An 18826-nucleotide genomic window follows, 5' to 3' on the forward strand; every position below is an offset into this window, starting at 1 on the left:
TCTACTCCCATAATTTTTTAGCAAGTCCGTCTTGAAATAAATACAATATTTTTTTTAGTTTGCTTCTGAAAATATCTCTTCTTAATTTTTTATGATAAATGTTGCATAGTCTCATTTCATCAAAAATCTCTCCTTTTTTCATCATGTCTTTTCTAAATGAGCCAGAAGTAATTCCCCATTTCAATAAAAACTGTATATGTCCTTTATTCTTTTTTACACGCGTTGTTGAGCGGGCTTCAAAATGATATACTCTACTGTCGGAAACACCTTTGAATAGTCGTACACCTGCCATCCATAGTTTTGCTGAAAAATCAGGATCACTATACATTCCAGGTGAGTATTCTACGCTATATCCTCCTACTAAATCCCAAATGTCACGATGTACTATGTTGGGAGGAGGAGTAGCTCCGAACCAGTCATGGTGTGGTAGAGTTTTGTATTCTTTTAGTAGTTTTTCTTCCTGAAAACTTTCAGTATCTTCTCCGAAGTTGGCAGGCGCTATAACTCCTTTGTTTCCACAAGGAAAGGGCTGTATTAGTGTTGAAGAGAAAAAGAATAGTTTGTCAGGCGCCTTATTGACTTCATTCCAAAGCATCTTATCCCACTCTGGGCAAACATACATGTCGTCATTCATATAGACGATATAATCAGTCTCAACTTTAGTTCGTAATAAATTTAATGACCAACAGATTCCTATATTTTGCTCACTATGTGTATATGTTATATTGTTTTTTTTTACCCATTCTAATGTTCCGTCGCTTCCGTCATTGACGTGTATTAGAATTTGATGATTAAAAGTGGAATTTTTGGTAATACTTTTAAGGCATAGTTTCAGGAATGCTAAATTGTTCCATGTTGGAATTAAAATGGAAAATAGCGGTTTCTGTATTGTTACATCGTTATTCATATCTGTTATTGATGTTATTATAAATATTTATGATTTGAGTAGCTTGTTTTTCTTCTGAGAACTGTTTTATGAATTCCTTTCCTTTCTCAATCATCAACTTCTTTTTCTCTGGTTTGGATAGAATCTCGTTAAATGCCCGACTGGCTTCATCTACGCTATCCGGGTTAACATATATAGAATCCGGTCCTCCTGCTTCTTCTAGGCATGACCCTGTAGCTGCGACAACGGGTATTCCGGAATGTAAAGCTTCTATGATAGGTATTCCAAAACCTTCGAAATAAGAGGGATATGCAAATATCTCAGCCAATTGATAAATAGCGGGTAAATCTCCAAAAGGCACATTGTGCATGATATGTACTCTTGGGGTTAGATTATGCTCACTGGCAAAACGCTCTATTTTTTCTGTGTAAGGTGTACGTTTGCCTACAATGACGAGGTGTATGTCTTGTGGCAATTGTGGTAGTGCTTGCACTAGTAATAAAGCATTTTTACGTTCTTCAATGCTGCCTACGTTTAATATATATTTTGGTGGCAATTGGTATTTGGAGCGTACTTCTTCTTTTTTCTCATTGCCGACGAATTGTTCGAATACGGGATCGCAACCTTGGTAGACAACCTCTATTTTATCGGCAGGGATATGGAAAAACTTGATGATATCACGCTTTGTACATTCGCTGATAGCGATTATCTTATCAGCATTCTCGCATGCTTTACGAAATTTATACGTATATATTTTCCTGTCAAGGAAATGATAGTATTGTGGGTATCTCAGGAAAATCAAGTCATGGATACTGACAATGCTTTTGATGTGGCTTTTGTGGATATTCAGCGGAAGCTCGTTGCTAAGACCATGGAATATGCCGACTTCTTCATTTTCCAATTGACGGGTGATGCTGGATATACGCCATAGGGAACTGAATTTTCTCCAGAAAGACGTGGCAGGGTAAGCAAGGTGTAACTGCGGATACTTCTCAGTCAACATACCTAGCCTTTTATTGTTGCGCTTTTTGGGAGCGTATAGGATATACTCATTCTCTGGATAAAAACGACATAATATATCCGCAATATAGCGGCTATAATTGCCTAATCCTGTGAAGTTCTGTACAGCGCGTTTTCCGTCAAAGCCTATTCTCATTTCTATTATATGTGTTTTCTACTTAGACATTAAAATCCCGATAAGGTTTATCCAAGTCCAAATAATGAAAATTATGTTGCCTTTGCCCGCTTTGTTTGGGGATGGTCATGTAATCCCCATATTTCCGAGTCAGGTAACTATCGTATTCTTGTACGCCCCATACCTCTTCACCTTCAAAGAAGATAGGAGTCGGAGTTCCCAATACTTCTTTTGACATAATCCCTTTCATGCCGTCGTCATAATCGCAGACAAGGGGACTGTTGTCAAAATCATATTTAGTCATTACCTTTCTAATTTTTTTCTGTACCTCTGTGAGCGTATATAGTTTTCTGCATAATAACGGTATCCATGAGCTTGGACCTTTTCCGTGTTTGTACGGGTCACGATGAATCAGGTACAGTACCCGCTTGTAGAATTCATATTTGGCGAAATGCATTCTTTGTCTCATCCGTTTTTCTGGCACACCATCCAACGGAAATACATCAATATATACGCCACCCAAATATTTGAGATGCATGCGTTCTATTAAAGTCGTGTCTGCATCCTGTATTTTGGCAAATGGGAGAGGATACTCTTTGTCATTTTCAGCACAAACAGCTTCGTATGGTTTCGGCAACCATTCTTTGGCATTAGCCATTAATAAATCATAATCGGCTCTTGGCATGCCGATATCCAAATCATCGTCCCAGGGAATAAACCCTTTGTGGCGGACAGCTCCCAACATCGTTCCTGCCATGATATAATAGCGTAGATTATGCTCTTTGCAAACCTTGTCTATTGCCAACAAGTTCTTCAGGATGCGAAGCTGTAAGGGACGTATATTGTAAGTAGCCATATTTCTTTAACTTTGATATTAATAAAGACTGGCTGGAATCAGCTTCTGTGCTTGTTGGAAATCTTCCACCGTGTCCAATTCGGCCGAAAAGAACTCAGTCGTATCTATCACGTAAAAACTATACCCTTGTGGAATCAACCTTTCAAAAGCACGTTCGTAGAAAATATTATCCAACCCTTCCACTGTAATCATTGTCTCTAACTCCTGAAATAATGCCTTGGTGTATGTTGCCGACATCTTCTCGATTCCTATAGATTCGCCGATTGCTTCGGGGATAGAGCAAACCTTGCTGATTTCGACAACTTTCTGTTCTTCGTCCGCGATAACCTTTATCTCTTCCGCTCCCAATTCATGGCGGTTGAGTGCCAATGCGTCGGCTTTGTCTGAACCAAGAAGCTTTGCCACAATTTGAGGATCGAACACGATATCGCTGTCCAAAAGCAACACTTCTTCTTCGTCGGCATAAGGTCGGGTAAGCCATAAGGAATAGATATTGTTGGTCGATTCATATCTGTCATTATAAATAAAAGTGACCTTCCGTTCAGGATAACGTGTCTGCAGAAAATCGACTATTTGTTGTTGACGGTATCCTGTGACAATAATGAACTCGTCAAAGCCATTTTGTATCAAGGCGTCAAAAGCTCTTTCCAGCAAACATCGTTCTCCTATCTTCAGGAGACATTTAGGAGTCGTATCGGTCAGCGGGCGTAAGCGCGAAGCTATTCCTGCAGCTAATATTACAGCTTTCATTTAGAGGCTATTTCTTTGATTGTATCTATAACGATCCGGTTCTGTTCTGGACGTCCCAATGTAATGCGCAAGTGGGTGTTGATATCCGGTTCATTCATGAATTTAATTTTGTAACTCTGTTCGGCAAAAGCCTTTTGTAAAGCCTCTTTTAGCTCTATCGGATATTTGATTAAAATGAAATTGGCAACCGATTCATATACCTTGAATCCGGGTAACACGCCGATTTCCTTTTCGTAACGCTCACGGTCTTCGTTCATCAGTTTGGCGATGTTGCGGTAGTGTGCGTCCGATTTAAGAGCTGCAATGGCGATATCTTCGGATATCCGGTTGTATCCCAGATATTTATTGCTGTATCTGCTGAATTTTTCCAGTTCCTTACTCATAAATCCGAATCCCATACGCAAGCCGGGCAATCCATAAAATTTGGACAAAGTACGAGAGAAAATCAGATTCGGATATTTATTAACCAGCTTTTTGATATAACTAGTATCGGTTGAAACGAAAGAAGCGTATGCCTCGTCTATCAACACTTTGGTGCTGGCCGGCACTTCTGCCAGCAGTTCGTCCAACTCTTCCGGTGTCAGACCGTTTCCAGTCGGATTATTCGGAGATGCAAGCAGCAGAATCTTCGGATTCTCTTTCTGTATCATCTCTTTTAGGGCTACGAAGTCATATTTGAATGTGTTACCGTCTTCGTAGAGAGGATATTGTAGCGTACGCCCATTCACTTCGTCCGCGATAGATTTATAATACCACCATGAGAATTTAGGAATCAGCATCGTTTTATTGCCGTCTTCTTCCGTCAGGAAGAAATGAACGGCTTGTTTCAGAATGTCTTCTCCACCGTATCCCAATAAAACTTGCGTCTCGTCGATGTTGTATGATTCAGATAAGAAAACAGATAATATACTCTTTTTCCCTTCATCATAAATGCGGGTGTAAAAGCAAAGCTTGTTTATGTCGAAGTTTTTTAGTGCTTCTACCACCTCTTCAGAAGGTGCGTAATTAAATTCGTTTCGATCCAGAAAATTCAATTTCTTTTGTTCCATATTTGTTATTCAATTTTTTTCTTGGCTAAATACTGGTCAACTCCTTTGGAGCACCAAGTACGTTTTTCTTCAATTGTCCGTTGTAGTATCTCGTTGTTAATATTGAATTGTGCCCGTGAATTGTCCTGATGATACAGATGAAAGACAATTCCTGCATTTTTGATAATACGTTTACGGATACCGGCATTAATAAGCCGACAGGCAATTTCGCTATCTTCACGTCCCCAGCCGATCATGCTCTCATCATATCCGTTGACCATTAACAAGTCGCTTTTCCAGAATCCCATATTACAGCCGCGTACATACAGTAGGTCTGTCCGGTGATAGTTTTGTAGAAGCCATGTTAGCAATCCCCAGCGTATTCCGTTGAGTCGGTTATGCACTCCTTTGTTACGGATTGAAACTTGTATGCTTCGTTCTGCTATTAATTTTTCCGAGAGTTCCGGTTGTATGTTAAGTCTGCTGCCACTCACAAAACTATTTTTGCGTGCAAAGCGTTTGTGGTCTTTGACAAAATGACGATTTAAAATAATATCTCCGTCAATCTGAATGATGTAGTCCATACTAGCTTTTGCAATGGCTTTATTTCTGATGGCAGTCAGTCTGAAACCATTATCCTCATGCCAGACGTGTATCACTGGCACGGGAGATTCCTTCTGAAACTCCTTTACCACTTTTATGGTTTCTTCTCCGGAACCGTCGTCTGCTATCAGCACCTCGTCGGGGAGTGTTGACTGCTGAAGTACACTTTTCAGACAAAGCTCTAATGCTTTGGGTGAATTGTATGTTGATATAATTAGCGAAACTGTCATAGGTTTAGTACGTTAGATTTCTTCAAGTCCGTTATTCGTTCTGGTTATTTTTTCCTCTTTAATTTTCTGCATAAACTCCCGGTGGTGAGGTTCCTCTTTTCGGGAAAGCTGTTTGTGATATAAATGATAGGCGATAGCAGAGAATTTAATGATTTTTTTCTGTCTGCCTAGATTTACTAACCTCCAGCTTAGTTCTTCGTCTTCATGTCCCCATCCTTGCAAGTTGTTGTCGTATCCATTAATAGCAACAAGATCTTTTTTCCAGAAAGACATATTGCAACCCTTCACTCTTCTTCCTGATAGTTCTTTGCGGGTTGCAAACTGCGCGATCCTAGGATGAAACCGTAAGGCATTTGTCGGTTGCTTCATTATTAACCGGAGTTTATTAGTTATTGATAATTTCTCTTTATCAAGTATAGATACAGTTGTTTGGGCATTAAGGTTCGCTCGAGTCCCTCTGATAAAACACCCTTCTTCAGCCATACGTATATGATCCTCAATGAAATGAGGAGTGGCTATAATATCTCCGTCGATTTGAATGATGTAAGGGGCGGAAGCCTTTCGTATAGCTCTATTCAACACAATCGTTTTACGGAATCCTTTATCTTCGTGCCATTCATGAAATATTGGAAAAGAAACTTTTTGTGCAAAATCATGTATGAGTTTTGCAGTTCTTTCGTCAGAACCATCATCCGCGATGATAATTTCAGTAGGCAATATCGTCTGTTTTAAAATGCTCTTCAGGCAGAGTCTCAAAGCCTCCGGCCAATTGTATGTAGCAATGATTAGCGATATTGTGACTTCTTTTTTCATATTCCGAATATCTAACGAAGAATAAATGTGCAAATATACATTACTATCCTCAGAATAGCAATTATTTAGGGATTTAATTTCTTGTATGTTTGTGTTTATATGAGAATAGATTGTTTATTTTATATAAAAATAGAATGAGGGCTTTCATTCGTTTTTTAAACTTGTGTGTATTTGCTAAAATATGAATGATATCTCTAAATCCAGAGCGGTCTAGAGCGGCACAGTCTATGAATGTTTTGCTCTGTGTTGCTGGGAAAGTGTTTTGAAACCATAATGTGCGTTCTTGATTAAGTGCTTTCCCATTGGAACTTATGCCTCTTCCATCGCATTCAGATATAATATATGGTAAGTGACGATAAGTGTGGTTCTCAATTATGAGGCATTGGAAGCAATGTGCCCAATCAGATATGATTTTGTAATTAATGTCATATCTTTTGTCTTTAAATAGGGTGTGATGTATAAAACATGATTGGTGGTGTAGTGAATTGTCTGATAGATATATGAGGTCAAGTGTATCTGGATATGTCCTTTTTTTAGTTTTCCTTTTATAGAATAAAATGGTGTCTCCGTATAGGTATTCTGTACCATCAAAGTGTATTTTAGAAAGGACGTCTTGGCTTAAGCAATCACCGGAATTAAGGAAATATAGATATTGTCCTTTTGCATGTTCAATGCCTTTATTCATACCGTCATATATTCCTTTGTCAGGTTCTGAAGACCAATAACTTAGATGAGGGTTTGCTTTTTTGTATTGTACGATTATTTCTATACTGCCGTCAGTAGAACCAGCATCAATAATAATGTGTTCATATGATGAAAATGATTGTGAATTTACACTCTCTAATGTTTTGAGTAAACCATGGCTGTTGTTAAAGTTTACAGTGATTATGCTAAGTATTGGTCCGTTCATATATGTAGGGCTGTAGATTGGTTATGAATGTATGGCCTTTAGGTAAGCCTCTTCTGTTTTTTGGGCTGCTTTTTCCCATGAATATCGTTTTAAACGTTCATCGCCTAAACGGATTAATTGAGAACGTAGGTCTTCATTATATATTATTTTTGTGATAGCTTCAAACATAGAGTTAATAGAGTATGGATCAAAATATATAGCAGCTTCGCCTGCTATTTCAGGAAAGCAACTAGTGTTGCTAAGTGCTACTGGACAGTGGCATGCGTAGGCTTCTAAAATAGGAATTCCAAAACCTTCATAAAGAGATGGATATACGAATAATAGAGCCCTAGAATATAATTCACTAAGGGCCTGGTCGGAAGCCTTTATATGAATTGTATATTCGAGTATACCCATATTAGTAAGCGTTTCTTGCTCGTCTTTTTTTAATTTACTTCCTGTGTAAATTGCAAATAGCGTTTTGTCTTTTTCATGAATTTGGGCGAATGTTTCCATAAAGCGTTTGAAGTTTTTATAAGGGGTGCGATCGCCCACAAATAATAGAAATCTTTTTGGTATCTGTAATTTATGTTTTCCTGAAAAGTGTTTCATACTTGTGCTATGGTAGATAACGTCTATCTTTTGAGGATTAATATTGAAAATTTCAATAATATCTTTTTTTGTGTTTTCACTAATAGCTATAATTCGATTTGCACGTGTTATAACCTCTTTCTTATGATTTATTGTGATGTTTGCATCTGTTACATATTGTGGAAATTTTTCGTGAATCATGTCGTGTACGGTAATGATGTATGGGTTTTCTCCAATATAATCTAAGAAATATGGATCATAGTATGTAGGGTGTAGTAAATATGGTCCACTTGTTTTTAGAAGTTTTTTTGTTATGTTGTGATTCTTTTTTTGAAAAAAAGAACGATATCGCTTGTAGATGAATCTGGGTAATAATATTAAACTTCTTTCCAGCATCCAACTAGTAAGGTAATAATTGATGGAATATCGTACGGTGATTTTATGTTTTGCTGAGATTCTTTTAATTATCTCACAGAAATAACGTGAAATTCCGCCAAAGCGTTGCATTTCGAATATTTGGTAGTCATATATAATAAAAGGAGATTTCATAGTCATTATTGTTTTGGTTTATGAAATGAAAAAAAAGAATTTATGTAATATAAAAATAGGATGATTCTTCTTATACGTTTTTTGAACTTGTGAGTTTTATTTAATAATGGAACTAAATCGCTGAGTCCGGTTTCTCTGAAAGCTTCAAGTTCTAAGAATGATTTGAAGAAGATTTTATTTATGTTTTGTTCTATCCATTTGTTGCGTTCTGCCCACGTTTTCTCATAATTTGAACTTGCACCTCCACCATCGTATTCAACAATAGTTAATGGTATGTGTTTATAACTACATTTTTTTAAGATAATAGAGTCGATTGCATGTATCCAGTCTGATATAATTTTATAGTTAGTATCGTATTTTTGTTCTATGAATAGTGAATGGTGGATAAAACAAGCTTGTTGTGAAATCCATCCTTTTGAGTTTGCAAGAAAGAATGTGTCGAAAACGTCAGGATATTTCCATATCCAAGGTGCTTCGTTAGTTGGTATGATTTTTATATTGCCATATATATATTGAGTTCCATCAAAAGGAATACATGTTAAAACATCTTTTATAAGGCAGTCTCCAGAGTTGAGAAAATATAAATATTTTCCAGAAGCATGTGCTATACCTTTATTCATTCCATCGTATATTCCATTATCTTTTTCTGATACCCAATAGGTCAAATGAGAAGTCTCTTTACTGTATTTTATAATTGTTTCTTTACTTCCATCTGTTGAACCCGCATCAATAATGATATGTTCATAAGATTTAAACGACTGATTCCTTATACTATTCAGAGTTGTTATTAGTCCTTTGTTATTGTTGAAATTTACAGTTATTATACTTAATGTAGGTTGAGGCATAATCATTTATTTAAATGTGTCTGCAAATATAATAATAATGAATTGAATTTGTAGATTTGTTATATGATAAAATTGCTAAGAGTGCTTTAGTTATTTTTAATAGGGAAAGATGCTTTTTATTGCTTTTGTTATGTAGTGTAGTGGGGATTTATGTATATTTGCTGAATATAATGTTTTATATAATAAATGAATGGATTGTTTAGTAAGTGTAATTGTTCCTGTTCATAACACAGTTGAGTATCTACCTAGGTGTGTTGATTCAATTCGTAATCAATCTTTGAAAGATATAGAAATTATTCTAGTAGAAAATCAATCAAGTGATGGTTCTGCTGCGTTGTGTGATAGGTATATGTCTTTAGACCCTCGTGTAAAAGTTCTTCATCTACCAGTTGCCAATGCATCTGTAGCTCGTAATGCAGGGCTGGATATTGCTTCAGCTCCCTATGTTGGTTTTGTCGATAGTGATGATTATATCGAATGCAATATGTATGAGGAGTTATTGGAGGTGATAAAATGTAATGATGTTGATATTGTCTATTCTAATTTTCAGACTGAATATTTGGATGGGCGAATTGATAGGTGTGGTAAGAATACTGGACGAATATATGTACGTTCATCGTTAGATGTATTAAAAGACATGATGTGGGATAAATTGAATTGTTCGTCTTGTACAAAGCTTTTTAAAAGAACAGTCTTTTCAGAGTTTAAATTTCCGGAAAATAATATTTATGAAGATAGAATTGTGATGCATATGTGGATATTACAATGTAAGCAAGTGGTTTGGGTTGATAAAGTGTTTTATCATTATGTAGAGCGTAATAGCAGTATTTGTCATTTAATTACCCCTCTGAATCGATATCATTATTTTATGGCGGAATTTTCTCGGATAGAGTTTATAGAGAAATATTTGTTGTTTGAAGGAGAGGAATTATTGGAAGCAAGGAATAGGCTTATTCGTATATGTTTTTCAGCTTTTGAAGAGTTTGTTCTTTTGACGAAGCCAAGATGTTTTCAGAAGCCAATAAGACATATGAGAGCTAAATTTAAAACAATATTGAAATTACCTTCTCAAGAGTTAGAAACTTTTTATCGTAAACGAATAAGAAAAATTGTTTATTTTTGGCCAATATATTATTGGCGGCATTTTTCCTGATTAAGATAGGCAGATGGTCGAATTTGGTGTTTAGGTGTTGATAATGTGTGTAAATTGAGATGGGGGATGCAGTTAGAATAGAGCTGCCATATTGTGTGTTTTAAATGTTGATAATATAAGTAATATGGATAGATTACTACCACTTGTGTCTATTGTTGTTCCGGTTTACAATGGGGAAACTTTTTTGGAGAAATGTCTTCAAAGTATAATACGGCAAAGTTATACAAATATAGAAATTATTATTGTAAATGATGGAAGTACTGATAATACATCATTGATAATAGATAGATATGTGGATTTGGATAAGCGTATAATTGGTTTGAAACAAAAAAATGAAGGTCCTGCTTTGGCAAGGAAGAAAGGTTTGGAAATAGCTAAGGGAAAATATGTACAATATTTGGATAGTGATGATTGTCTACATGAAAAAGCAATAGAATATTTGTTGGATAAAGCGGAAGCTACTAATGCGGATATTGTAGTTGCTCCTTTTCGGTTTTGTTATTTAGACGGTACCTTTTGTATGTCTTCATCTTTTGATTTTTCAAGTATGTCTGGGATAGACTATCTTAAACAGATATTAAATAATAAAGCTTATTGGAGTGTTTGGTCTAAATTTCATAAACGTGAATTGTTGTTGGGCATTCCTATGGAGGTCTATCCTGATATCTGTTTTGGGGAAGATGTGATTTGGAGTGCGCAATTGCTTATACGTTCAAAGAAAGTTGTTTCTATAAAATATGTTGTTTTGGATTACAATATTCGGGATTTTTCACTTTCTCATTCTTGTAGTTTTGATGATGGTAAATTTGCAAATTTTGAATTTTATAGAAATTGGTTAGAACTCTATCTTACTCAAAAGGGGGTAATTGACTTCATGAAAAAAGATTTGGCATTTTTTCATATCAGAAATACTTTTCAGAAAATAGCTTGGCGGAAGATGCACAATTTGAAAGAAGATATGAATAGAATAATACACGATTTGAAATGTTTTCCAGATTTGAGGCAGACAATGTCTAAGCGTGAATTAAGAGTTGTGTTTACTTATCGGTTTTCTATTTTGTGGGGAAATTTGAGGCTAAGATACTATATACGAAAAGGTAAGATATAGATATGCTAAAGTGTTGATATTTTGGGAATAAACAGTGCTCTTTGAGTTATTATAAATGTTAGTGTATTTGAAAGTTCTATTAACTATATTTAAGGAGAGGAATTAGGAACCTTAGTTGAAGGGAGTCCATATTTCTTTTCTGTTTTGTTCTCTTCTTTTTTTGTGAGAAACAAGATTGTTGATTTTTAGAAGGAATGATAATAATTTCCCAATTCTTTTTTTGAATTTTTTTGTTTGCGATATTGGTTGTATGAAAGGAGCAAGTTCGGAAATACGATACTCATATAGTTCAGATAATGCGTCTAATATGGCTTTAGGAAACTTGTTTTTGATCCATCTTATTCGTTCTTCCATTAATTTTTCTTGATTGGCACTAACTCCATTCCCGTCTACTTCCGCTATTGTAATATCTATATATTTGTAGCTGCATTCGGCAAAAATGACACTCTCTATTGTATGTATCCAGTCTGATATAATTTTGTATTCGGTATTATATAGTTGTTTCTGAAATAAAGAATGGTGAATGAAACAGGCTTGATGTGGTAATGCTGTTTTAAGAAGGTAAACGATATCTAATGTTTTAGATGGAGTAATATATCTGTGGTCTTTTTCGGATAATATATATAGTATTTTACCATATATATATTTATTACCGTCTAGATCTATCTTTTGTAATATGGTGTTGTTTGCTAGAATATCTCCGGAATTTAAAAAAAATAGATACTCTCCATGAGCTTGTTTTATTCCTTTGTTCATTCCGTCATAAATGCCGTTATCAGGCTCTGATATCCAATATAACGGATATGTAACTTCTTTTTCATATAGTTGTATTTCGTCTGTACTGCCATCTGTAGAATTTGCATCAATAATGATATGTTCAAAAAAGGCGTTTTCTTGATTTTTGATGCTATTTAAAGTTTTGATAAGCCCACTTTTGTTGTTGTAGTTTACGGTAATTATGCTTAATAATGGAGCAGTCATGTTCTAATCCTATAAAATTATATATTATGTTGATTGTATATTTGCAAATATACATATATTTGTCATTCATACGAATTAAAGTTAATGCTTTTAAAATATGTTTGGTGATTTAAAAAGGAATATTTATAGATGTCTGCTAAATAGAGGGCTGTTGCGATCTAAAGTCGTAGTTTTGATGGACGGTGGTGTTTGCTCGCAGATGCATCAATATCTATTAGGATATTTATATCGTAAGGCAGGTTTTTCAGTGTGTTATGATTTGACTTTCTATAAAGAATGGGGATTGGATATAAATAATGAGTTTGTTAGGAACTTTGACCTATTGAAGGCTTTCCCATATTTGAAGTTTGAAGAAGCGTCAGAAGTGGAAGTGGATATATATAAAAAGGAATATTTTTATGCAGGTAATGATGGGGATATTCGTACCAATGATATGTCTTTCCTTAGGTTGGTTCCGCCTATATATTTAGGAGGATATTATCATTTCCCGTCAAAGCAATGGCTTGAAACTTTTCAATCTTTATATAGAATGGTTGATGGTGTCCTTGATGCAGCTAGTCAGATAAAATGTATAGAAATAGAGGAGCGCATAGATTCTGTTGGAGTTCATGTCAGAAGAGGAGATTTAAAGGAAGAAGTTTCTTCTTATGGAGCGCCGGCTTCACTTGATTATTTTATAAGTGCTACGGCTTTCTTTAAAGAGAAATTGCATAAACCTTATTTTTATTTCTTTTCGGATGAGCCAGAATGGGTTAAAATGGATTTATTGCCAAGGCTTCCTGTGAAAAATTGCGCGGAAGTGGTTGACATAAATGGTTCTGATAAAGGTTATATGGATTTGTATTTGTTAGCTCATTGTAAACATCAAATAACAACGAAGGGTACTTTAGGGAAATTTGGAGCTTTATTAGTAGACGCTCCTGATAAGTATGTAGTTTTATATAATGATGAAACACAACAATATTGGAAAATATTATTTCAGAATCCGGTTTTTATATAGGTTAATGAATGGATAAAAGGTTTTGCTAAATCTTGTATTTTTTTTATGAAGATAAGTGCTTTTCTGCTTGAAAAACTTATCTTTGTATTCGAGTTGCGACTACTCTATAAGTAATCAGTAAGAACTGTTGTTTAAAACGAATGATGGATTGTTTGGTGTTGATTATTATTTATGATGCTTGTGTAATTAATTGTTGATACTATATATAATGAAAAAAAAGATTTCGGGTGGTTTGTTTTTCGTGTTGTTGAGTTTGATAGCTTGTCAAGGGGATTCTTCTTTGATTTCCTGTGATAATAATGATGGAACTTCGTTGATAAATGCAACTACAAGAGGTGAGGCTGGAGATGGAAAATATGATGTTTTAGGACATGGTTATGATATTACGAACCAATATTTGGACCCAAATGCTAGTCGGGCAATTGTTCTCGATATAAGTAAACTTGAGGTAGATAATCTTATTCAACCTTATAATTTGGGAAAGGCTGATGCTCGTTATGTCTCTGGTAAAGATGTTTATGAATTTACGTCTAATATGTCTACATCAATAAAAATAGATGAACCAGGCTTTGTGAAAGCAATAGCGGGAGGCTCTTTAAATGTTGCGTTTGGTGGAAATAATTCTTATAGTTCAGATTATTCTTTTGCATACTTTAATCAAAAGTATGTTGATAGTAGATATAGAATTACAGAAGTGGATTTAGAGGTTTTACGTGGGTATCTTACTCCACAGTTTATAAATAGAGTCTCGACGTATACTCCTGCTCAAATTGTTGAAATGTATGGTACTCACGTTTTGAAAGATATATATGTCGGAGCAAAACTCGAGGTTTATTTGATGGCTAAGTCTACTAATACTTCAAAGAAACAAAATGTTGATGCAAGTATGGGAGTTTCTTTAGCAAAGATATTCAACATAGAAGCTAAATTTCATTATGATAGCTCTTTAGCTACGAATAATAGAGAACAGTCGTTATATTATTCTACAGTTGGTGGAGATCCTTTTGTGGGTTTGCTAGGAACTTTGGATCCAGAGAAGGCACCAACTGTAGATCTTTCTAAATGGAGTGCAACAATCAAAAATACTACTCCTAAGTTTATTGATGTTGATAATAGTATTCAATCCTTTATTCCGATATATGAATTAGTTGCCGATCCTGTAAAAAGTCAAGCTTTAAAAACATATATCAATAGTTATGTAAGAAGTAAGGAGTTGAAATCGGTTACCTTGTATCCTACAAGTTCCGGTTTACGCACAATATCTGGATTAGGTCATGTAAATGCAGGTGGAGGAGTTGCTATTGGGGATATTGATGGTAATGGTAAACCGGATATGGTGCTTATGGGGGTAGATGATCCTGCTGGGGTAAATTCTTTCTGGTATAGAATATTATTCGATTTAGATGAAAATGGATTTTCGTCAAGACAGTCTGGCGTTTATTCCATTCCGGCAGTAGGGCACGATAACTCTGGTGGAGGTGTGGCTATTTCTGATTTAAATAAAAATGGAAAGCCTGATCTAATATTATTGTGTGCTGATAAACCTGCAAAGGGACCTGCGGGACTTTGTTATAGAGTGGTGTATGATTTGAATATCGATGGAAGTTATACTTCTGTCTCTTCAATAAAATCGACTCCGGCTATGGGAGATTGCTATGATGGAGCAGACATTGATATTTGTGATATTAATGGAAATGGAATCCTTGATTTGTTATTAATGACTTATGACGATCCGGAAGAAATGAATAATTTTAGGTACCAGATTGCTTATGATTTAAGTTCTTTTGGTAATTATCAAAGTCTTTCTCCTTTGTATGGAATATCAGGAGTGGGACATATGGGAGAAGGTGCGGGTGTTGCTGTTGGTGACATTGATAGGAATGGAACATTAGATATTATATTTATGGCTCTTGATGCTCCAGAAGGAAGCGCCAATCGATTTGTTTATAGAGTGCTCCCCGATATAGATAAATATGGAGCTTCTTACTCTCCATTGTCTGATGCATTTTGGCTACCGACAAGTCTATCTCCTTGCCAAAGGGGTGGGGGAGCAGGTTGTTGCTTGTATGATATTGATAATAATGGTTTTCTTGATGTTGTCTTTGTGGCTATAAATAATGACGTACTTGGACGTAATAATACTTGGAAATATGTAACAGGGTATAATTTGAATAAGCAATATATTCCTATGCAATGGAGGTAGTTTATAATTACTTCATGTTGATGGAATAAAAAGTTATGCTCCAGTCTTGTTTTGTATAAATATAATAGTCCGCTAAAAATTCAACATATCAGCTAAACGGCTTCTGCCACTATGCCAAATAGTTCTTTGATAAGCTTAGCATTAAAATTTCTGTTCGGTTTCATACCGGACTTGCTAAAAAATCTTTTGAGCATATAAATATTACTCAGATAGGTCTTTAGCAGTCCGATGGAAACCGGCGGATAGTATTGTTTCTGCATGACCTTTGCGATGCTTACCGATGCCGGTGAAGCATTGAAAGCGAAGTCGAGTTTTCTCAAGTCCCTTGCCTGGCAATTATTGAGTCCGGTAAACTGCTTGGAATCCCGAAAACAAAACTCAATCTGGAATCGTGTATGTTAGTATTCGATGATGTCTTTGGCCGACATGTCAAGATCGGTGGAGAAATAGATTTTATGTCCTCCTGATTTTGGATAATGAACCACGACTTTGATGTTGCGTTTAATGTGCTATATCTTAATTTTATAATTCTTTCCCTGTATAAATTGCTACAATATAGATATTTCTGTATATATTTGTGTTATGTAAACTAAATCCAATGAAATATGAGCAGCAAGATTTACCCTATTGGTGTGCAAAACTTTGAAAAAATTCGTAAAGGTGGCTATTTTTATATTGATAAAACAGCATTGGTTTATCAATTGGTGAAAACCGGAAGCTATTATTTTTTGAGTCGTCCGCGCCGTTTTGGCAAAAGTCTGCTCATTTCTACGCTTGAAGCCTACTTTCAAGGAAAGCGGGAGCTCTTTGAAGGGCTGGCTATGGAGAAACTGGAAAAAGATTGGGTAAAATATCCCGTTTTACATCTTGATCTTAATACGGAAAAATACGATACTCCGGAAAGTTTGGAGAACAAGCTCAACGGGGCATTGGTGGAATGGGAGAAGATATATGGTGCGGAGCCCTCGGAGAGATCCTTAGCGATGCGTTTTGAAGGGATTATTAAACGTGCCTGCCGACAGGAAGGACAGCGTGTGGCTATTCTTGTGGATGAGTATGACAAGCCGATGTTGCAGGCTATTGGTGATGATGTTTTGCAAAAGAGTTTCCGCAATACATTGAAAGCTTTCTATGGTGCATTAAAAAGTCAGGACGGCTGTATTAAGTTTGCTATGTTGACGGGAGTTACCAAGTTCGGTAAGGTTAGCGTGTTCAGTGACTTGAATAACCTGAATGACATTTCAATGTGGAATAAGTATGTGGATATTTGTGGCGTGAGCGAACAGGAATTATATGATAACCTAGGTGCTGAGCTCCATGAATTTGCAGATGCGCGGGGAATGACGTATGAAGAGGTATGTGCCCGGTTGAAAGAAATGTATGATGGTTATCATTTTACGCACAATTCCAAAGGAATGTACAACCCCTTCAGTCTGCTTTTGGCTTTTGATAGGAATGAGTTTAAAAGCTACTGGTTTGAAACGGGTACTCCCACTTATTTGGTGGAGTTGCTGAAGAAACATAATTACGACCTTCATCGGATGGCTCATGAAGAAACCGATGAACAGGTACTGAACAGTATAGATTCTGAATCTACCAATCCTATTCCGGTAATCTATCAGAGCGGGTACCTTACTATTAAAGGGTATAATGAGGAGTTTGATATTTATCGTTTAGGTTTTCCCAATCGTGAGGTGGAGGAAGGTTTTGTTCGTTTTCTGCTCCCTTATTACGCGAATGTGGATAAAGTGGAAGCTCCTTTTGAGATTCGGAATTTTGTTCGTGAGGTACGTGCCGGCGATTACGAATCTTTTTTCCGTCGCCTGCAAAGTTTCTTTTCCGATATTCCATACGAACTTGCACGCGAATTGGAGTTGCATTATCAGAATGTACTTTATATTGTATATAAGTTGTTAGGTTTTTATGTAAAAGCAGAATATCATACAAGTGAAGGCCGTGTGGATATGATATTACAGACCGACAAGTTCATCTACATCATGGAATTTAAATTGAATGGTACGGCGGAAGAAGCTCTGCAGCAGATCAATGACAAACACTATGCCCGACCATTTGAAACGGATTCACGAAAACTTTTTAAGATTGGTATAAACTTTAGTACTGAAACGAGAAATATTGAGAAGTGGTTGGTGGAAAATTGACGCCTCTGACGCGTATTTTTTATTTTCATTTCTCATATTCTCATAGATTTCATACAAAATCAAGACAATCAAGCGGATAGGCTATGAGAAATACTTTTCTAGAATGGCATTTCTCATAGTTTTTCCGCAAAATGACGCTGATTTTGCTTATTTCTCATACTCGCCGGAGTTTATTTCTCATAGTGTCCCGGCCCTGCTACATAAATAGGCTGTGTAGGTTTTCCGATATTCTGCAACTTGCCTTCTGCTTTCAGTCTGCGTATTTGGCGGCTGGCCATGCTTTGGGTGAAGCAACAAAGTGATTGCATGTTGCTGCGGGTCAGTACGGGATGCGTTGCAAAATATTCCGTGAGTTTCCGGTCGATTTCTTCTTCTGTGAGAGAGGCGGAATGCGGTTTGTATTTCGAACGTCGCAGGTGTGTGGCCATGCATGAACTTTTTAAATCCCTGTCAGCCTGGAAACTGATGGATTTCAGTTTTACTTTGTCCGCGCGGGTGGTAAGCGAGTGTATGGGTTCGGTAGCTTGCAGCGTGATTTGAAAATAGCCGATTCCATCCAAGTGTACTCTTTCTCCTTCGCGCAGATGGTTGCTCATGCATCTGCTTAGCTCCATTAACATAGCTTCCACTTCTGATTTCCCGAAAGTAGTTGCCATGTGGATTTCTCTTGCCAGTCTCTGGGTGGTGACATGCTGGAAATTTACCACACGGGGGTGGTAACTTGGTTCTTCCCCTTCTTTTACCGGTTGGGGATTCTTATAAAACTCGAATTGTATTGCCATTGCTGTTCTAATTTAATGGTGGTTTATATGTTATGTTACTGATGTTGGCGTTTTATCTTGCCTTCATTATTTTATTTTCTTACCGACATCTCTATCGTTCCACTCCAGTAGATAGAACCTTGCACTCTAGTAGACAGAACTTTTTACTGTAGTGGACGGTTTTGTGCACTGGAGTGGAACGGTTGGGATGTTTCTTCAAAGATACGACAATATCAGGTGTAAAACAAGTAAATGCTTAATTGTTTTCATATAAATGATAGTTAGG

At 36.2% G+C, this 18826-nt stretch carries 17 protein-coding genes; 5 read left to right on the top strand and 12 right to left on the bottom strand.

Translation table 11 applies throughout. From position 1 onward, the window contains the following. Position 1: 1 nt before the first annotated feature. The 10 genes from A4V03_RS19645 to A4V03_RS19690 form a co-directional block, all read right to left on the bottom strand. Positions 2 to 907: a glycosyltransferase family 2 protein gene (locus A4V03_RS19645; RefSeq protein ID WP_065540062.1), complete on the bottom strand. Its 906-nt coding sequence runs from the start codon at positions 905 to 907 to the stop codon at positions 2 to 4. Further along, entirely contained in the window at positions 900 to 2042 is a 1143-nt protein-coding gene (locus A4V03_RS19650; protein WP_065540063.1) for a glycosyltransferase family 4 protein, read from the bottom strand. Before A4V03_RS19650 ends, A4V03_RS19645 begins: the two co-directional genes overlap by 8 nt. Positions 2043 to 2064: 22 nt before the next feature. Beyond that, on the bottom strand, positions 2065 to 2877 hold the full coding sequence (locus A4V03_RS19655) for a LicD family protein (protein ID WP_065540064.1): 813 nt from the start codon (positions 2875 to 2877) through the stop codon (positions 2065 to 2067). An 18-nt stretch (positions 2878 to 2895) separates the two neighbouring features. Further along, positions 2896 to 3627 (bottom strand): phosphocholine cytidylyltransferase family protein, encoded by a 732-nt coding sequence (locus A4V03_RS19660; RefSeq protein WP_065540065.1) that lies wholly within the window; start codon positions 3625 to 3627, stop codon positions 2896 to 2898. Further along, the gene (locus tag A4V03_RS19665) at positions 3624 to 4676 is read right to left on the bottom strand and encodes a pyridoxal phosphate-dependent aminotransferase (RefSeq protein ID WP_065540066.1); all 1053 of its coding nucleotides are present in this window, start codon (positions 4674 to 4676) and stop codon (positions 3624 to 3626) included. The genes A4V03_RS19660 and A4V03_RS19665 overlap by 4 nt, the downstream gene beginning before the upstream one ends. Before the next feature lie 5 nt (positions 4677 to 4681). Next, positions 4682 to 5488 (bottom strand): glycosyltransferase family 2 protein, encoded by an 807-nt coding sequence (locus A4V03_RS19670; protein WP_065540067.1) that lies wholly within the window; start codon positions 5486 to 5488, stop codon positions 4682 to 4684. A 12-nt stretch (positions 5489 to 5500) separates the two neighbouring features. Then, positions 5501 to 6301 (bottom strand): glycosyltransferase family 2 protein, encoded by an 801-nt coding sequence (locus A4V03_RS19675; RefSeq protein ID WP_065540068.1) that lies wholly within the window; start codon positions 6299 to 6301, stop codon positions 5501 to 5503. Between the two features lie 73 nt (positions 6302 to 6374). Beyond that, positions 6375 to 7211: a glycosyltransferase family 2 protein gene (locus A4V03_RS19680; RefSeq protein ID WP_065540069.1), complete on the bottom strand. Its 837-nt coding sequence runs from the start codon at positions 7209 to 7211 to the stop codon at positions 6375 to 6377. A gap of 21 nt (positions 7212 to 7232) precedes the next feature. Beyond that, on the bottom strand, positions 7233 to 8330 hold the full coding sequence (locus tag A4V03_RS19685) for a glycosyltransferase family 4 protein (protein WP_065540516.1): 1098 nt from the start codon (positions 8328 to 8330) through the stop codon (positions 7233 to 7235). A gap of 5 nt (positions 8331 to 8335) precedes the next feature. Further along, positions 8336 to 9175 (bottom strand): glycosyltransferase family 2 protein, encoded by an 840-nt coding sequence (locus tag A4V03_RS19690; RefSeq protein WP_065540517.1) that lies wholly within the window; start codon positions 9173 to 9175, stop codon positions 8336 to 8338. Positions 9176 to 9365: 190 nt separating this feature from the next. Between A4V03_RS19690 and A4V03_RS19695 the strand changes: the two genes are divergently transcribed. Both A4V03_RS19695 and A4V03_RS19700 read left to right on the top strand, forming a co-directional pair. Next, positions 9366 to 10328, top strand: a complete 963-nt coding sequence (locus A4V03_RS19695) for a glycosyltransferase family 2 protein (RefSeq protein ID WP_065540070.1) — start codon at positions 9366 to 9368, stop codon at positions 10326 to 10328. Positions 10329 to 10452: 124 nt separating this feature from the next. Beyond that, positions 10453 to 11436, top strand: a complete 984-nt coding sequence (locus A4V03_RS19700) for a glycosyltransferase family 2 protein (protein WP_065540071.1) — start codon at positions 10453 to 10455, stop codon at positions 11434 to 11436. A gap of 111 nt (positions 11437 to 11547) precedes the next feature. Here A4V03_RS19700 and A4V03_RS19705 read toward each other — a convergent pair whose 3' ends face one another. Then, complete coding sequence (locus A4V03_RS19705) at positions 11548 to 12417, bottom strand: glycosyltransferase family 2 protein (RefSeq protein WP_065540072.1); 870 nt, start codon at positions 12415 to 12417, stop codon at positions 11548 to 11550. 97 nt (positions 12418 to 12514) lie between these two features. Between A4V03_RS19705 and A4V03_RS19710 the strand changes: the two genes are divergently transcribed. The 3 genes from A4V03_RS19710 (at position 12515) to A4V03_RS19725 (ending at position 17779) form a co-directional block, all read left to right on the top strand. Beyond that, complete coding sequence (locus A4V03_RS19710; protein WP_065540073.1) at positions 12515 to 13417, top strand: alpha-1,2-fucosyltransferase; 903 nt, start codon at positions 12515 to 12517, stop codon at positions 13415 to 13417. A 208-nt stretch (positions 13418 to 13625) separates the two neighbouring features. Then, a complete protein-coding gene (locus tag A4V03_RS19715) occupies positions 13626 to 15620 on the top strand; it encodes an MAC/perforin domain-containing protein (protein ID WP_065540074.1) in 1995 nt (664 codons plus the stop codon). Between the two features lie 605 nt (positions 15621 to 16225). Beyond that, entirely contained in the window at positions 16226 to 17779 is a 1554-nt protein-coding gene (locus tag A4V03_RS19725) for an ATP-binding protein (protein ID WP_065540075.1), read from the top strand. Between the two features lie 170 nt (positions 17780 to 17949). On the opposite strand, the gene A4V03_RS19730 is transcribed toward A4V03_RS19725, so the two are convergent. Beyond that, a complete protein-coding gene (locus A4V03_RS19730) occupies positions 17950 to 18561 on the bottom strand; it encodes an HU family DNA-binding protein (RefSeq protein ID WP_065540076.1) in 612 nt (203 codons plus the stop codon). Between the last annotated feature and the right edge of the window lie 265 nt (positions 18562 to 18826).

It is taken from the genome of Bacteroides caecimuris (assembly GCF_001688725.2).
GTDB lineage: Bacteria > Bacteroidota > Bacteroidia > Bacteroidales > Bacteroidaceae > Bacteroides > Bacteroides caecimuris.

Excerpts from the sequence above, each read along its gene's own strand:
- A4V03_RS19660 (WP_065540065.1), bottom strand. The coding sequence starts at position 3,627 with ATGAAAGCTGTAATATTAGCTGCAGGAATAGCTTCGCGCTTACGCCCG.
- A4V03_RS19650 (WP_065540063.1), bottom strand. The coding sequence starts at position 2,042 with ATGAGAATAGGCTTTGACGGAAAACGCGCTGTACAGAACTTCACAGGA.
- A4V03_RS19645 (WP_065540062.1), bottom strand. The coding sequence starts at position 907 with ATGAATAACGATGTAACAATACAGAAACCGCTATTTTCCATTTTAATT.
- A4V03_RS19705 (WP_065540072.1), bottom strand. The coding sequence starts at position 12,417 with ATGACTGCTCCATTATTAAGCATAATTACCGTAAACTACAACAACAAA.
- A4V03_RS19715 (WP_065540074.1), top strand. The coding sequence starts at position 13,626 with ATGAAAAAAAAGATTTCGGGTGGTTTGTTTTTCGTGTTGTTGAGTTTG.
- A4V03_RS19665 (WP_065540066.1), bottom strand. The coding sequence starts at position 4,676 with ATGGAACAAAAGAAATTGAATTTTCTGGATCGAAACGAATTTAATTAC.
- A4V03_RS19725 (WP_065540075.1), top strand. The coding sequence starts at position 16,226 with ATGAGCAGCAAGATTTACCCTATTGGTGTGCAAAACTTTGAAAAAATT.
- A4V03_RS19655 (WP_065540064.1), bottom strand. The coding sequence starts at position 2,877 with ATGGCTACTTACAATATACGTCCCTTACAGCTTCGCATCCTGAAGAAC.
- A4V03_RS19710 (WP_065540073.1), top strand. The coding sequence starts at position 12,515 with ATGTTTGGTGATTTAAAAAGGAATATTTATAGATGTCTGCTAAATAGA.
- A4V03_RS19730 (WP_065540076.1), bottom strand. The coding sequence starts at position 18,561 with ATGGCAATACAATTCGAGTTTTATAAGAATCCCCAACCGGTAAAAGAA.
- A4V03_RS19680 (WP_065540069.1), bottom strand. The coding sequence starts at position 7,211 with ATGAACGGACCAATACTTAGCATAATCACTGTAAACTTTAACAACAGC.
- A4V03_RS19675 (WP_065540068.1), bottom strand. The coding sequence starts at position 6,301 with ATGAAAAAAGAAGTCACAATATCGCTAATCATTGCTACATACAATTGG.
- A4V03_RS19685 (WP_065540516.1), bottom strand. The coding sequence starts at position 8,330 with ATGAAATCTCCTTTTATTATATATGACTACCAAATATTCGAAATGCAA.
- A4V03_RS19700 (WP_065540071.1), top strand. The coding sequence starts at position 10,453 with ATGGATAGATTACTACCACTTGTGTCTATTGTTGTTCCGGTTTACAAT.
- A4V03_RS19670 (WP_065540067.1), bottom strand. The coding sequence starts at position 5,488 with ATGACAGTTTCGCTAATTATATCAACATACAATTCACCCAAAGCATTA.
- A4V03_RS19690 (WP_065540517.1), bottom strand. The coding sequence starts at position 9,175 with ATGCCTCAACCTACATTAAGTATAATAACTGTAAATTTCAACAATAAC.
- A4V03_RS19695 (WP_065540070.1), top strand. The coding sequence starts at position 9,366 with ATGGATTGTTTAGTAAGTGTAATTGTTCCTGTTCATAACACAGTTGAG.